The organism is Roseovarius aestuariivivens, assembly GCF_004761875.1.
In the GTDB taxonomy this organism is placed as follows: Bacteria; Pseudomonadota; Alphaproteobacteria; order Rhodobacterales; family Rhodobacteraceae; genus Roseovarius; species Roseovarius aestuariivivens.
The window spans coordinates 76766-92705 of the sequence record NZ_SJEY01000009.1 but is presented as its reverse complement, the minus strand read 5'-3'; the positions used below and the strand labels follow the sequence as shown (position 1 = coordinate 92705).

At 59.2% G+C, this 15940-nt stretch carries 13 protein-coding genes; 9 read left to right on the top strand and 4 right to left on the bottom strand.

Annotated elements, in window-relative coordinates; genetic code table 11:
* Window positions 1-2 precede the first annotated feature (2 nt).
* The 9 genes from EZV60_RS14935 (at window position 3) to EZV60_RS14900 (ending at window position 12896) form a co-directional block, all read left to right on the top strand.
* Window positions 3-2195 carry an efflux RND transporter periplasmic adaptor subunit gene (locus EZV60_RS14935; RefSeq protein ID WP_135506407.1) on the top strand — a complete coding sequence of 731 codons (2193 nt, stop codon included), beginning with the start codon at window positions 3-5 and terminating at the stop codon, window positions 2193-2195.
* Entirely contained in the window at window positions 2192-5368 is a 3177-nt protein-coding gene (locus tag EZV60_RS14930; RefSeq protein ID WP_135506406.1) for an efflux RND transporter permease subunit, read from the top strand. The genes EZV60_RS14935 and EZV60_RS14930 overlap by 4 nt, the downstream gene beginning before the upstream one ends.
* Before the next feature lie 35 nt (window positions 5369-5403).
* The gene (locus EZV60_RS14925; RefSeq protein WP_245306322.1) at window positions 5404-5754 is read left to right on the top strand and encodes a copper-binding protein; all 351 of its coding nucleotides are present in this window, start codon (window positions 5404-5406) and stop codon (window positions 5752-5754) included.
* A gap of 224 nt (window positions 5755-5978) precedes the next feature.
* Window positions 5979-7271, top strand: a complete 1293-nt coding sequence (locus EZV60_RS14920) for an NAD(P)H-dependent oxidoreductase (protein ID WP_135506405.1) — start codon at window positions 5979-5981, stop codon at window positions 7269-7271.
* A 180-nt stretch (window positions 7272-7451) separates the two neighbouring features.
* The gene (locus EZV60_RS14915) at window positions 7452-8135 is read left to right on the top strand and encodes a helix-turn-helix domain-containing protein (protein ID WP_342588805.1); all 684 of its coding nucleotides are present in this window, start codon (window positions 7452-7454) and stop codon (window positions 8133-8135) included.
* Between the two features lie 556 nt (window positions 8136-8691).
* Window positions 8692-9054, top strand: a complete 363-nt coding sequence (locus tag EZV60_RS14910; protein ID WP_135506403.1) for a hypothetical protein — start codon at window positions 8692-8694, stop codon at window positions 9052-9054.
* Window positions 9055-9122: 68 nt separating this feature from the next.
* Window positions 9123-9443 (top strand): hypothetical protein, encoded by a 321-nt coding sequence (locus EZV60_RS19140; protein WP_167853537.1) that lies wholly within the window; start codon window positions 9123-9125, stop codon window positions 9441-9443.
* Entirely contained in the window at window positions 9358-11370 is a 2013-nt protein-coding gene (locus EZV60_RS14905; RefSeq protein ID WP_210115106.1) for an alpha/beta hydrolase, read from the top strand. The genes EZV60_RS19140 and EZV60_RS14905 overlap by 86 nt, the downstream gene beginning before the upstream one ends.
* Window positions 11371-11390: 20 nt before the next feature.
* The gene (locus EZV60_RS14900) at window positions 11391-12896 is read left to right on the top strand and encodes an alpha/beta fold hydrolase (protein ID WP_167853536.1); all 1506 of its coding nucleotides are present in this window, start codon (window positions 11391-11393) and stop codon (window positions 12894-12896) included.
* A gap of 257 nt (window positions 12897-13153) precedes the next feature.
* On the opposite strand, the gene EZV60_RS14895 is transcribed toward EZV60_RS14900, so the two are convergent.
* The 4 genes from EZV60_RS14895 to EZV60_RS14880 form a co-directional block, all read right to left on the bottom strand.
* The gene (locus EZV60_RS14895) at window positions 13154-13636 is read right to left on the bottom strand and encodes a GNAT family N-acetyltransferase (protein WP_167853535.1); all 483 of its coding nucleotides are present in this window, start codon (window positions 13634-13636) and stop codon (window positions 13154-13156) included.
* Between the two features lie 105 nt (window positions 13637-13741).
* Window positions 13742-14545 carry a serine O-acetyltransferase gene (cysE, locus tag EZV60_RS14890; RefSeq protein ID WP_135506400.1) on the bottom strand — a complete coding sequence of 268 codons (804 nt, stop codon included), beginning with the start codon at window positions 14543-14545 and terminating at the stop codon, window positions 13742-13744.
* On the bottom strand, window positions 14545-15549 hold the full coding sequence (locus EZV60_RS14885) for a DMT family transporter (protein ID WP_135506399.1): 1005 nt from the start codon (window positions 15547-15549) through the stop codon (window positions 14545-14547). Before EZV60_RS14885 ends, cysE begins: the two co-directional genes overlap by 1 nt.
* 168 nt (window positions 15550-15717) lie before the next feature.
* Entirely contained in the window at window positions 15718-15939 is a 222-nt protein-coding gene (locus tag EZV60_RS14880) for a tautomerase family protein (protein WP_135506398.1), read from the bottom strand.
* Window position 15940: the final 1 nt, after the last annotated feature.

Genomic DNA, 15940 nt, shown 5'->3' with positions numbered 1-15940 from the left:
CGATGCGTGGAAGATATGCTGCCCTAAGCATTTTGGCACTCGTTCTGGGTGTCGGCGGGGGCGTTCTCGTGGAACAGGAACGGACGCGGGCCGCAATGGAGGCCGCCGATGCCGGCCCTCAGATACTGTACTGGGTTGCTCCGATGGATCCGAATTTCCGTAAGGAAGGTCCCGGCAAATCGCCGATGGGAATGGATCTCGTGCCGGTCTACGAAGGCGATGAACCGATCGGCGATACCGGCAATGTCATGCTGTCGGCCACCGAGGTGAACTCCATCGGTGTGCGCACTGCGGTGGCGCAAATGCAGGATGTGGCGCGTCGGATCGAGACAGTGGGTTTTGTAGCCTATGACGAACATGAGATCAGCCACATTCACACCCGTGTCGAAGGATGGATAGAACGTCTTGAGGTACGAGCGGAGGGAGATCCGGTGCGTCAGGGCGAATTGCTGTTTGAGCTTTACGCGCCGGAAATCACCATTGCGAGTTCCGAGCTGATGCGCGCCGTTCAGCGCCAGGACGCCGATGAAGAACAGATCGCCCGCACCAAACTGATGAATTTCGGTGTAAGCGAGCGGCAGATTGAAGAAATGGCCCGGGCGCAGACAACCGCGAAACGTATCCGCTACTATGCGCCCCAAGATGGCGTCGTGCTTGGCCTGAATGCGGCGGATGGCATGTATCTGCAACCCAACACACGGGCACTGACACTGGGGGATCTCTCGACCGTCTGGGTCATTGTCGACGTATTTGAGCGAGACCTCGCCCTGTTATCTGCCGATATGAAAGCCGAAGCACGGTTCGATCATCTGCCAGAGCGTCCGCTGGAGGGGAAGGTTGACTACATCTTTCCCGAACTCGACGCGACGACACGAACCCTGCGCGTTCGTTTGCGCTTTGATAATGCCGATGGGATGCTGAAGCCTAACATGTTCGCGAACGTGACGCTGATCCCGAAACAGGTCCGGCAAGCCGTGACGGTGCCTTCGGAGGCGGTCATCCGCACGGGCCGAGCCGAACGGGTGATCCTCAAGACCGATGAAGGCACCTTTCGTCCGCGACTCGTGAACACCGGGTTGCGCAGCGGGTTTGGCGAGGGCGGACGGACGGAAATCGTGCAGGGGCTGGCCCCGGGGGACGAGGTTGTCGCCTCGGCGCAGTTTTTGATCGACAGTGAAAGCGCGCTCAATGCCGGTATGCTGCGCTTTGCACCGACAGAGGCGGCGCCGGTTGAGGCGAAGGGCACACTGGTATCGCTGGATCGCAAGGCACGCCGGGCGGTGATCGCGCATGACGAAATTGCAGATCTCGACTGGCCACCTCTGACCAGCCCGTTCACGATCCGCTACGACGTGGCGCTTGACGATCTGTCGGAAGGGCAGGCCGTGCGGTTCAAGGTCTTCCGCGGGGCGGATGGCCTAGTGGCAATCAGCGATATCGGCGATGACGATGGCGTCGATGCCTCGGGCACTGGCATGGTTCACGCAGTGACACCCGACGGAAAACTGACCATCAGCCATGATCCGATCCCGGCGCTGGGCTGGCCCTCGATGAGGATGGACATGGATGTCGAAGGTCTTGAGACGGACGAAATTCCGCTCGAAACGCCGATTGAGTTTGACCTCGCCGAAGGCGACGGCGGGCTTTACGTGATCGTCGGGCTTCGCGCGGCAGCAGAGACAGACGAACTCCCGCCTGAACCTAAGACCTCCCAGGAGAAGGCCGATCAGGTTCCGCCGATCGTGGTCTACGGCGTGATCCGGTCTGTAGACGCGGCCACGCGGCAGGCGACAATTGCCCATGGCCCGATTGCTGAGATCGGGATGCCCGGCATGATGATGGACTTTGCCCTGGACGAAAGCCTCGACCCTTCCGACCTGCCGCTGGACAAGGACCTTTCCCTGACTTTCGCCCGACCGGACGGGATGACCATGGTCCTTACGGCGGTGGAGGCAAAGGCGATCCCGATCATGGTGACCGGGACGATCAACAGCGTCGACGTCAATGCCGCTACTGCCAACATTACGCATGGCCCGATCACCGAAATCGGTATGCCGGGCATGACGATGAATTTCCCGCTGGATGACGCGCTTGACCCAGAAAGCCTGCCAATCGGGCAGAAAACCGGAGTGCTGCTGAGACAGGGGGATGACCTGAGCCTTACGGTGATCGGTATCGAGGAGGGCGCGTCGTGATTGCGTCGATTATCCGCTGGTCGATCGCCAACCGCTTCATGGTGATCGTTCTGGCTGGCATGCTGGCCGCCGCCGGGGTCTGGTCGTTGCGCACCACGCCCGTCGATGCCATTCCCGACCTTTCCGATGTCCAGGTGATCGTCAAGACAACCTATTCCGGACAGGCACCGCAGGTGGTGGAGGATCAGGTGACCTATCCCGTCGCCACCGCCATGCTGGCCGTGCCGGGGGCGGTGGATGTGCGTGGATTTTCCTTTTTCGGCGACAGTTACGTGTACGTGGTTTTTGAGGATGGCACGGATCTCTACTGGGCGCGGTCACGGGTTCTGGAATACCTCGCACAGGTGCAATCGCGCCTGCCAGCGGGCGTGAACCCTGAACTCGGCCCCGACGCGACCGGCGTGGGGTGGATCTACCAATATGCTCTGATCGACCGCACGGGTGGGCATGACCTGTCACAGCTCAGGGCCATCCAGGACTGGTTTCTGAAATTCGAACTGCAGACAATCGAAGGCGTGTCCGAAGTGGCCACGATCGGCGGTATGGTGAAACAGTACCAGGTCGTCGTGGATCCCAACAAGTTGCGGGCATTCGACATTCCCCTGTCCGATTTGCTCGGCGCCATTCAGGAGGCCAACCGGGAAACCGGCGGCAGCGTGATCGAAATGGCCGAGGCGGAGTATATGGTTCGCGCAACAGGATACGTGAACGGGTTGGAAGATCTCGCAACGATCCCGCTGATGGTCAATGACCGCGGCGCCGCGCTGACGCTCGGGGATGTGGCGGAGATCCGGCTTGGGCCCGAAATGCGCCGCGGCGTGGGCGAATTCGATGGTGAAGGCGATGCAGTGGGCGCTGTTGTGATCATGCGCTGGGGCGAAAACGCCCTAGCCACGATCCGGGCTGTAGAAGACAAGTTGGGCGAGCTGAGGTCTTCTTTGCCCGAAGGTGTGGAAATCGTGACCACCTATGACCGCTCCGGCGTCATCGAGCGGGCCATCGAAAACTTGCAGGAGAAACTGACCGAGGAATTCATCGTCGTTGTTCTGGTGTGCGGGGCCTTTCTTTTGCATTTGCGGTCGTCCTTGGTGATCGTGATATTCCTGCCTTTGGGCGTGTTGGCGGCCTTTATTGTCATGCGCCTGCAGGGGGTGAATGCAAACATTATGTCGCTGGGCGGCATCGCCATCGCCATTGGCGCCATGGTCGATGCGGCGATCGTGATGATCGAGGCGATGCACCGAAGGATCGAGAAGACGCCTATCACGCGGGAGACCCGATGGAAGGTGGTCAGCGAGGCAGCCAGCGAGGTTGGACCCGCGCTTTTCTTCTCTCTGGCGATCATCACGGTCAGCTTCGTACCGGTCTTTGTGCTGGAAGCGCAGGAAGGCCGGCTCTTCAAGCCCTTGGCCTTCACCAAGACCTACGCCATGGCGGCGGCCGCGATCCTGTCGGTAACGCTCGTGCCGGTTTTGATGGGCTATTTCGTCCGGGGACGGATTATCGCCGAACGGCGCAACCCCCTCAACGTGGTCTGCCAGTGGATGTATCGCCCATTCCTCGACGCCGCCGTGGCGTGGCCCTGGGCCACGACGCTACTGGCCGGGGCGTTGGTGGCGTCGATGTGGTATCCTGCGCAACGCATCGGGACGGAATTCATGCCTGCCCTGAACGAGGGGGATTTTCTTTATATGCCCTCGCTTTATCCGGGGGTGTCCATCGGCAAGGCGCGCGAGGTCCTGCAACAGACCAATCGGCTCATTCGCGAGGTGCCAGAGGTCGAAACCGTGCACGGAAAGCTTGGCCGCGCCGACACCGCCACTGACCCCGCGCCGCTGACCATGATCGAGACGACCATTCAGCTCAAACCCGAAGAGGACTGGCGCCCGGGTATCACCATGGATGATATTCGTAACGAATTGGATCAACGCGTGCAGGTACCCGGCGTTACCAACGTCTGGATTCAGCCGATCAAGAATCGGATCGACATGCTCGCGACGGGAATAAAAACCCCGGTGGGGGTGAAGGTGTCCGGGGCCGATCTTGACGTGATCGAGGAGATCGCCGTGGCGGTGGAAAAAGCGGTGGCAAATATCCCGGGCACCACTTCGGCCTATGCGGAACGTCCTGTCGGGGGGCGGTATATCGAGATTGACATCAATCGCGCCGCGGCTGCACGCTATGCGCTCTCCATCGCCGATGTGCAGCAGGTTGTGCAGACCGCCATTGGCGGGCAGACCATCGCCGAAAGTGTCGAGGGGCTGGAGCGGTTCCCGATCAACCTGCGATACCCGCGTGATTGGCGCGACAGTCCCGACAGGCTCGCCGATCTGCCTGTGGTTACGCCCTCGGGGGCGCACATCCCGCTTTCGGCCGTGTCAGAGATCAAGCTGGTCGACGGGCCGGGCATGATCCGATCCGAAAACGCAAGGCGCACCGGATACGTCTTTATCGACATTGCCGGGCGAGATCTTGGCGGTTACGTGGCCGAAGCCCGTGAGGTGGTGGCCCGCGCGATTGACCTGCCGCCAGGCTATTCCCTTTCGTGGGCGGGACAGTACGAATATATCGAACGCGTGCAGAACAAGCTGACCGTGGTCGCGCCCGCGACCCTGATGATCATCACGCTTATGCTGTTCATGGCGTTCAACCGGGTGACCGAGGTGGCGATTATCCTGCTGGCTCTGCCTGTTGCACTGGCCGGCGGGGTCTGGCTCGTCTGGTATCTCGGCTTCGCGGTCTCGGTCGCTGTTCTGGTTGGATTCATCGCGCTCGCCGGCGTTGCCGTGGAAACCGCGATTGTCATGCTGCTTTATCTCAATCTCGCCTGGGACAAGCGGGTCGAGGCCGCGCGGGCCGAAGAACGCGCTCTGACCCGGGATGACATCGAAGAAGCCGTTTTCGAAGGTGCGCTTCTGCGGCTGCGTCCGAAACTGATGACAGTCGCCACGATCTTCGCAGGGCTTATACCGATCATGTATGGTACCGGCACGGGATCCGAGATCATGCAGCGCATCGCAGCGCCGATGATCGGCGGAATGGCCACGGCGACCGTTTTGACGCTCTTCGTCATACCGGCGGTCTTCGTGATCTGGAAACGTCTTGGACTTGCCCGGACAAACCGTGCGTCGGCTTTCGATACCTCAGACCCAATTTCAACCCCGGGCGAATAACCCGAAGCATCCGCGCTTTTCACATGGAGGATCACATGCGCAAAACACTTACATCCGCACTTGCTATCGGTCTCATGGCGACCGCATCCCTCGCCAGCGACCAACAATCCGGACATGGTACAATGGACCACGGCCAGATGGATCATGGCACGATGGAGGGCGGTATTCACACCGAAGTCACAATCAACAGCATGGCTGATGGCAGTGTGAATGTGTCTCACGGTCCAATTCCCGAAATCGGCTGGCCGGCCATGACCATGGATCTGAACCTTCTTGAGAACGCGATGGTCGGCGACGTCGAAGCGGGAGAACCGGCCATGATGATGCTGGAGAAAGGCGAAGACGGCATGTTCGCAATTCGCGCCCTAACGCCGATCGAGCAATAAAGGCGGACGGCTCTCAGCCTCGGTCCATTCCTCGCTCCGGCATCGGATCGTTCGACTGAAGAGACTGGCGTCGTCTTTCTGGCAGGTTTATGGGTCAGCAACACTGTTGCGCGGCCCAAGGCTCGCGCGGGACTTCGGGGATGTCGGCGGGTCGGCTTTTGCGGCCATCTGAAACCGGGTGACCGACAACTGGCAGACCGACGTCGTCAAATTGGGAGGTTAGGATGAATCTCGCGCATCTCGCGGCAGAAGCCGAAACGCGGGGAAAGCCCGTACGCGCCGGTTTGATCGGTGCAGGCAAGTTCGGCTCGATGTTCCTTTCTCAGGTGCCCGCGATTGCCGGACTCACGGTCTCCGCCATTGCCGATCTTGATCCTGACAGGGCGCGCGGCGCCTGCCGCGAGGTCGGCTGGGATGAAGACCGCATTGGCAGGACTGCTCTTGTGGAAAGCGGCAAGACGCTTGCAGCGCGCGACGACGTCGACGTCGTGATCGAAGCCACCGGCAATCCCCGCGCCGGCATCGCCCATGCGCAAGCGGCGATCGCATCAGGCAAGCATGTCGTGATGGTCAACGTGGAGGCCGACGTGCTGGTTGGACCCACACTGGCGAAAGAGGCCGAGGCGGCCGGGGTCGTCTACTCCATGGCCTATGGTGACCAGCCCGCGTTGGTCTCCGAGATGGTCGACTGGGCGCGGGCCACGGGGTTCCATGTCACGGCCGCAGGAAAGGGCACCAAGTATCTTCCAGCCTTCCATGCGGTAACACCGGATGATGTCTGGAGCCACTACGGCCTGACCCCCGAGGAAGCGAAAGCCGCGGGCATGAATCCGCAGATGTTCAACTCGTTTCTCGACGGCACCAAAAGCGCGATCGAGATGGCCGCTATCGCCAATGCGTGCGGCTTGGATGTGCCGTCCGAGGGTCTTGGCTTTCCGCCTTGCGGGGTCGATCACCTCGCACACGTGCTGCGCCCGCGTGAGCTTGGCGGGCTGATGGAAGGGCGCGGGATGGTCGAGACTGTTTCTTCACTTGAACGCGACGGGCGCCCGGTGTTTCGGGACCTGCGATGGGGGGTCTACGTGGTGCTTGAGGCCCCGAACGACTACGCGGCGGCGTGTTTCAGGCAATATGGCCTGCCTACCGACGATACCGGCCGGTTCGCCGCGATGTACAAGCCCTTTCACCTGATCGGTCTCGAGCTCTCTATCTCGGTCCTTAGCGCCGCGTTGCGAGGCGAGCCAACAGGCCAGGCGCGGGAGATGCGCGGCACGGTCGCCTCTGTCGCGAAGCGGGATTTGAAAGTGGGTGAAATGCTTGACGGCGAAGGCGGGTATACGGTTTGGGGCAAGGCGCTGCCGATTGCCCAAGCGGGCGCGGCACTCCCCATTGGTCTGGCACACGGGATAAGGCTGACGCGCGACGTTGCCGCGGGAGAGGTCTTGGGGCTCGGCGATGTCGATCTGGCAGATGATCCGGTCGTGTCGATGTACCGTGACGCGATCGCAGCCGCCTAGAAAGGCCGCTTTTCCAAGGGCCGTGCCGCCACTGCCGAAACTTCGAATTCGTGTTCAGTTCGTTTTCGGCCTCGACCCGTTGTCGATAGGAAAGATGTGGCATGCTGCATAATCGCGCTAGAGTGCCCGCATTCGGCGCCAACGGGGCCGCAACACACAGGGCAGCGAAAGAGGTAAGCAATCGACGGCGCAGCAATCAGGGGACTTCGTAAGCGGCTCGGCATGACACAACGTCAACTCGCTGAGCGACTGCGCGTGGACCAGGGTACGGTGAGCCGATGGGAGCGGTCGGTCGAGCAGCCACGTCCGGCGAAACAGGCTGAACTTCAGAAGTTATTAAATCTTGACGACAACACGCGCGCGATGCTGAGGGCGCGCGCGTTCGTGCATAATGATTTTCTTCCGTCCGTTCTTCTCGATAGCAAGCTGCGACTGGTCGCAATTTCCGACTCAGGCAAGCGGTACTACAGAGACCGTGGTATGAACCCCAGGGCCATGATGGGAATGAGCCTGGACTGGATCGTACAGCGTCAAAGAAACTCATTCTTTTTTGATAAAGTCGAGGAATCAGGACTTTTGCACGGCGAATGCATCTTTTTTCGCTTCGTGACGAATTCCGGCGGACGAGGTCATGCAACGGTCTATGAGCCGATTTTCGACGAAGCCGGTTTGGCCGGGATGCTTTGTTACATCACGTTCTTCTTTGATCTGCCTGCGATCGATGGTTCCTCGATTGCCTTGATTGAAGCGGTGCCGACGATTGATCCGGACAAGGTCGAAACCCTGTATCGTGGCCCCCATGCGGATCACGCGATCCGGGCGCTTTCCAAGGGTTCGGTCGCTGGACGCTCGTACCAATCTTGAGCTGGCCTTTGTGGTGTAGCGCCTAAACTGGAAAACGCATATTTTCGCCCTTTTCAAGCAAAGGCCTGACGGTAAAGTGTTGGCACGATGTGTAAACCGCGTCGTGCGGGCATTTTCGGTCTTTGAGTTCAACTGCATTTCGGTTTGCATAAAAGCTACAATGGAATTTGGCATGCTTATCGCGCGCGCTCAGGGAAGATCATGGATCGCGACAAGGCTAATTCCCAGGCGTGGTGACAACTGCCGGCGATTGCTGAACGCGAAGCTGACAAGCGTATTGATGCATGCTCGTAAAATTGCTCGACTGCGGCCAGACCATGCGACGCCTCGACAAGTTATGCGCCACGACGCGCGCACGTTCGGTCCACCACCGGGCCGGTATCCCGCCCCGGCCAATCACACGCTTTCCTGAAAAAGGACACTTGCCATGACCTGAACGAGACGACATCTCGGAGGCCTTTTGGTTGCCGGCGCGAACGGTCCCGCCTTGTCGCCTCAAGACGGCGTTCTTCGGGTTCGCGTTGAAAGACCGACGGCACGCAGCCTGACCTGAGCGTTGAAAAAACAAGATTTCCAATCAGCAAACCCAAGAAAAAAGGAGTGGGACTGTATGAAAAGTGTAATAAAAATGGTGATAGGAGCGGTGGCTCTTGGCGCTGTGGCAGGGTGTGTCGAGACCAGCGGCACCGCACCTGCCGATGGTCTTAGTGGAACAGAGGAGCAGTTTAATGCGATGACTGCGCCGTGTATCGATCAGGCGGCTCGTTACGCGAACTACCCGGCGCGGGACATCAATATCGCTGACCGTATCCGCACAGGTGGCGGACCGCTGCTCGTGCTTGACGCGGGTGGCCAGCGTCTAAGCTGCCGTCTGGAACCAAATGGCAGCGTCACCGTGTTCAGCGAGTTCGCCAACTGACACCCGGCTGACGCACACGCGCATGGGGATCGCCGGGAAAGAAGCATCTGTTCTCTCATGTCCTGGCATTGCTTCTGACCGGATCGTGCGAGCGTTTCGGTCAGGAGAAAGATCCGGTGACGGGCAGTTCTCCCTTGTCGCAAGGTCTTGGCCTTAATCCTGCCGCCGATCCGGCGGTTACCTTGCCCGGTATTTTCCAATCTATCGCGACGAGTACGATCCTTCTCGTCGTGATCCTCCCGAACCTGCTGATCGAAAGCCGGCACCGCAAAATGCACCAAACACTTTGGAGGCCAGCCGAATATGAACAAGTTCTATTCCAGACGTCTTCCGGTTCTGTTTTCCATCCTGTTTCTTTTTACCGTCGCAGCTTCGGCACAGACATCTGATCCGGACTGTGCCATCCCTGTTCACGATGGAGAGGTTCTTGGGGAAACGTTTTCCTGCGGCCGCATAGACGTTCCGGAGAACTGGAATGCGCCGGACGGTCGTAAGATCTCGATCTCGTACGTTGTCCTAAAAAGCAGGAACCTCGCGCCCTTCGAGGACCCGGTCGTTTATTTTCAGGGCGGTCCTGGTGGATCGGCTCTAAATTCGCTCGTCCAAATCGCCGGCGGCATGCAGGGCTTGCGTCAGAACCGCGACATTATCGTTTTCGACCAGCGCGGCACCGCACACAGCAACGAGTTGCTTTGTCCGATCAACGTCAGAATTTCACAGCCGGAGACTTACGAGGACGATCTTGATGCGGTCAATCAAAGGTTCGAGGCGATGGATATCGGTCCCGGCTCCGACCCGCAGACAGTCTATAACATTATGGCGGATACTGCCGAGGTCGTGGATTACCGAAGTTGCGTTCCCTACCTGCAGGCGCAAGGGATCGATATCACGCAATACCATACGCAAAGCACGGTCCGCGACACGATCGCGCTGATGCAACATCTAGATTACACGGCCTACAACCTGTTCGGCGGCTCTTACGGAAGCTCGGTTGCTCTTGCGATCATGGACCACTATGAAACGACCGGCGAGAACGGGTTGCCGCCTCTGCGTGTGGCGGTGATCGACGGTGTCGCTCCACGCAATACCGAATTCTACGAGATGGGATTTCTGAACGCCTATGTCGTTCTGCGGGTCTTTGCCGATTGCGAGGCTGATACGGACTGCGCGGCGAGCTATCCGGAGATCCGTCAGCGTGCTGTAGACCTTTTGGCTCGTCTCGAGGCGGAACCGCTGGTTCGCGACGATGGGATGGAAGTCTCGGCTGATGATTTGGCCGGCCTGCTTTTATCCTCGATCTCGTTGCAGAAGAACCTGATCCCGTTTCTGCCACGGCTGATCGCCGAACTGGAAAAAGGTGAATTCGCTGTGTTCGATCTCGCCCGGGCGGCGTCCCGGGCAGAGGTGATCTTGCCTGATGCGCAAGTGCAAGCCGCGCTGCCAGCGCAAGAGGGCGCTATCGCCCAGGCGAACGCGCGACTTGAAAGCATCTCGGACAAGTTCGACGCGATAGAGGAAGAGGTTTCCTTGATCCTTGGTGGCGCCGCGATCGTGCGGGAGGCCCTTTTGAAAGCAACCAATCGAACGGAGCTGTTCGAAGCACTCCTCGAAACCTATCTCGACACGGCGGGCGGCTCCATTGCCAACCTCACGATGACCAAGCTCGAACCGCTTCTCATCCACCGCGACCAGCGGACACGAGAGGGCCTGAAGAACTTTATTCAGCAATCCGTCATTATTCCGTCACTGCAGTCCGAAATGCTCGCGATTATTGACCTTCTTTCAGACGACGAGCTTGCGGTCGTGTTCCGCGATCTGACCCGCGACACATTCCTGCGCGGACGTACCATGGTCGACTCGATCACGCACCGCATCATCCGTTGCAACGACATTTCCTACAGCTTCTTCAACGACGTGGCCTTTGAAGCCTATACCAGTTACGAGGTGCCGCAGCTTATCGGCGAAACGGTGAAATGGGTGCCCAGCTACCAGATCAGCTGCGAACAGCTCGGCTTGGCCGCCGACGACTATGCGCCTGCACCGCAAGGCGTGGTGAGTGACATTCCGACGCTTATCGTCAACGGCGCGCTGGATACCGCGACGCCGCCGGAATGGGGGCTGCGCGCAGCAGAGACGCTGAGCAATGCCACGGTCGTGACGATCACGATGTCCGGGCATGTGTCCGGGATCTTCAATGCCTGCGGAAAGGCCCTTGTCCAGTCATTCGTGTTAGCGCCTCAAACACCTTTGAACACCTCATGTATCGACGACGCGAAGGTCCGGTTCGTGCAGCCCGACGCGCCACTGCCGCAATAAATCAAAGAAAGGTCAATGTCATGAAACGCTCGATTGTCGGTTTTGCGGGGCTGGTTTTGGCGTTCGGCTTCGCTCTGCCCGTGTATTCGCAGGAGACAGACGTCCCACGTTACGAACCTCTCGAAGAGTGTTTTCTTGAAATGCCGGAGGATGTTGCTTTCGATTGCGGGCGCGTCGTTGTTCCGGAGTTCCCTGACCTGCGCTCGAACAAAACGCTGACCTTGGGTGTCATCCGGTTACGCTCAACATCAGATCAGCCAAGAGAGCCGATCGTTTTCGGCTCTGGCGGTCCGGGCGGATCTGCTTTTACGCTTCTCGAGATTGGTGCGCTGTCAGACCAGGACGGGTATTATGCACAGCTGCTTGCAAACCATGATCTGATCTTCTTTTCGCAAAGAGGAACGGCCTTTTCCGATCCCTTTCTGGCCTGCTTCGCCGTCAACGATATCGCCGACAAGTACCTTGCTGGGGACTATCCTGGCTGGCGCGAGCTCGAACAGGACAAGCTTGACCGTTTCAAGTCGTGCTACGACGATTTCGTCTCGGCCGGCGTGGATTTTGCGGCGTTCAACAGCCTCGAGAATGCAGCCGATATCGACAGCATCCGCGCGCTCTTCGGCTATGATAAGATTTTCTATTACGGGGAATCCTACGGCACGCTACTTGGCCAGCACCTGTTACGCGAATATCCCGAAACGCTTGCTGCCGTGGTCCTGGATGGTGCTCTCACCACGACATATCCCAGCTGGGAGACCGAGCTTGACGAGAGATATGAGCGTGCGCTTGGCTATGTCGTCGACCTTTGTGCTGCGGACGACGCCTGCAGTTCGGCATACCCGGATCTCGAGGACGCCATAAACGAGATGTATGAAAGACTGCAGGCGGAGCCCTATCGGTTTTCGGTTGAGGGCGTCGACTTTGAAGTCGATGCCGAGCAGTTTTCACTGGCTCTCTACGATGCGCTTTACGATGTCACACAGCTTCGTTTCATCCCGCAGATCGTGAACTCTATGCGGAACGACACGCCGAATGACACAGCGCCCGGCTTTTTCGTGGCGCCGTTGCCGGCGCAGACGGAAACCAGTCTCGCGTATATGATGCATTTCGCGGTTGTCTGCGCCGAGGACCCAACTTCGTCGTTGGACGAGGCGTTCAGCCTGGATTCCCTGCGTTTCGAACTGGTCACTGATTATGTCAATCTCGATGCAGGTGAATATGTCGAAATGTGCAGCCACATGAACCTGCCGATGCTACCTGCCGAAAAGGATGCGCCAGTCATCAGCGATGTGCCCGTCCTGATCCTGAATGGCGGCTTCGATCCGGTTACGCCCGATTTCACAGCGCAACCCATTGCCGAAGCGCTGTCGAACGCGTTTTCCGTGACGTTCAAGTATGGCGATCACGTCCAAGGTGCCATCGACGCCTGCGCACACTCGATCATGCAGCAATTCTTCGCCAACCCGGGCACAGCGCCGAAGAGTAGCTGTGCCAACGATCCGGGCAGGTTCGAATTCGCATTGCCATAGGTCTTTGCGGGCCGCGGTCAGACGATGCGCGCTGGCCTGCACCGAAACATGGCGCTCCTGCTGTCCCCATTTCGTTTCGGCCCGGCTCACCTGCAACGATGAAAATTGGCATCATCCCGGGTCATCTGCTCTAACGTTGTCGATTGCGCGGGACGGAATTGCCGTCGCGTTTCCCGCGGCCCGACGCACCCTCGGATCTTCAGAAAGGCGTTGAAGGCGACCGGTGCGGCCCATCTCGCTTATAAGGCGAGCCAAGTTCATCCTGAACCTAAATCGGCTTGGAACGCGTCAAACGCCTCGCGCGGCACTCTGTAATTTTCCTTGAAGTGCCTTGGTGCGCCAATTGACTCGTAAAAGAGCCGTGCACCGGCGTTGTTTCCATCGGTTGCCCAGTCCAGACGTTCGCACCCTTCATCCCGCGCCACATCGACCAAGGCTGAAAGCAAGGCTCGACCGACACCCCATCTCCGGGCTTGTGAAGACACAAACAATTCTTTCATGACCAATGACACACCGGGCCCAGCGGGAAAGCTCAGTCCCCACGTGGCAAAACCGACTGGATCCCTGTCGGCAAAGGCCAGGTGACATGCGATGTGCCTTTCGGCGATCAGGCAGGCCAAGACACGGTCTTCCTGCGCCCTCGTCGCAGGAGCAATGCGATAATGCGCAAGACAGGCACGGTGCAGCATGCGAAACGAATCTGCGTCATCCGGTTGAAATTGTCGAACTTCGATGTCCATCTGTGTCTCCGGCCTGATATTGGCGCTGCAGTTTCGGATCGTAGTCCCTAGACCAAATACAAATGATGCCCGCATAGGTAAGAGCACATCGGGACCGGTTGGCTTTCAACAAAAGATCGGTTCAGGGTCGTTTCCTCGATAATCCGCTGTCCTGTGCAGACGCACGATCTGCGCCGGGACACCTGCAACTGTGCAAGCAGGTGGCACATCTTTCAACACGACGCTGCCGGCTCCGACCTTGCTGAAGGCGCCGATTTCGACATTTCCGATGATGCTGGCCCCAGCGCCGATCATGGCGCCTTTTCGAACCTTTGGATGACGGTCGCCAACGACCTTCCCGGTGCCGCCCAATGTCACGTTCTGAAGAAGCGTGACGTCATCTTCCACAACAGCGGTTTCACCAATCACGATGCCAGATCCGTGGTCCAGGATAATTCCGGCTCCGAGACTGGCGGCGGGATGAATATCCGGGCCGAGGGCCACCGACACGCGGTTCGACAACCACGCGGCCAGCTCTTGTCGTCCGGCTGTCCACAACGCGTTGGCGATGCGGTGCGTCTGCACGGCGTGGAAAGCCTTGTAGTGCAGGAAGGCGTGGATATGCGTTCTGCATGCGGGATCCTTTGTGCGAACGGCGATGAGATCCTGCGCTGCGGCTTTGACGATAGACGGATTCCGGTCGAGAACCTCAGACAGCAGGCTTTGGCACGCGCCTTTGCTGACTTCAGCGCTGGCAAGAGCCAAAGAAAGTCGCTGTGCCAGCGCATGCGACAGGGATGGCGACGACAGGAGTATGCTATTCAGCATCGGCGCGAGAAAGGGCTCTTTTTCCGCCATTTCATGCGTTTCCTCCCGAAGTATCGGCCAAACCCTTCGCAGCGTGGTAGCTGATCCTGGCGTCAGATCCATCAATACGGCTCCTGCCTTGGAAGGGGTTTCTGCACAGTGGTTGACACATCGGGCCGGCTCGATGGCGGAATGTCGGCTAGTGTCTCGCTCGACGCGGTTGCTCTAATGATGAGCCCCGCGACAACGACTGTCAGGGCGAAGAGGTCCACCCGGTCAGGGATTTGGCCGAGCACCGGCATGGCCAGAAAGGCCGCGACGCCCGGCGTCAAGGCCGACAGAACGGTGGCCTGCCCACCGATCAATCGCAGCGCCTGGCCGAACGCGAAGAGGGATAAAAGGCCCGCAATGAGGCCCTGGAAAACCGCCTGGAACACGATATCGCCCCTGAGGGCCGTGTTCAGTTCGGATAGATCTGACAGCACCCAGACGGGTAACAGAACCACTGCCGATATGGCAGCCACGATGGCGGTGGCCAGAAACGGTGGGATATCGCTCGCCCGCATGGTGACAGCGAAACAGGCCCAGCACACCGCGCCCGCAAGGAAAAGGGCGTGTCCGATCCACATCTGTTCCAGAACCGGCCCATGCGACGCTTGCAGCAAAAGAGCAACGGCGCCCAACAAGATGAGAAGGGTGGCTATGACCTGTCGTACAGTCACACGTTGGCCCATGAATGCGAAGGTAAGAATACTGGCGAATACGGGCATCAGTCCCGGGACCAACGCACCCGCATGCGCGACGGGCGCAAAGCCAAGCCCGTAGCCGACCAACAGTGTGAAAGGCGCGCCATATGCAGAAAGCAGCAGGCACCGCACAAGCCCAAGCGCGATAACGTCTCGGCGCTGTCGCCAAAGCACAGGCGCCAGCACGATGGCGGGAACCAAAGCCCGAAATCCCGCAAGGTCGATAACCGAAAGCGCGGTCGTGCGCCCTGCCGATGTGAGGACCAGCCAGCTGGCCCAGATCAAAACGGCGACGCACATCCAGGCGTAGCCTTTCGTCACCGATGTGAGGGATTTGGTTTCATTCATGGTCTGCTGTACCTGACGAAGGCCCTTTCGCATGTAAGCGCATGACGATCTTTCGGTTGGAGCGTTGCGTCCTTGCATCGACGCAGGGCCGGCTGGGCGCTCCACTCGGACAAGCCTGTTCATCTGGCCTGTCCCTTGGGTCGGCGCACCCGAAAGCGCGCCGATGTTGGTCGTATGCCAGCGAGACGAAGGAAACCGCGCTCAGCTTTGTTCCGCGCGGATGGTGCTCACCTGCCTGGCATCCATGCCCCAGTTTTCAAGCGGCACTTCATCGATCACCACAAAAGTCGTGGCCGGGTTCTTGTGTAGCACCCTGGAAAGCAAATCGGTCACGCCCGCGATAAGCTGAGCCTTTTCTTCTGCCGACGGGCCGACTCCATTCAGGCCACCCTCCTGCGTCACCTTGATATTCACGTACGGCATG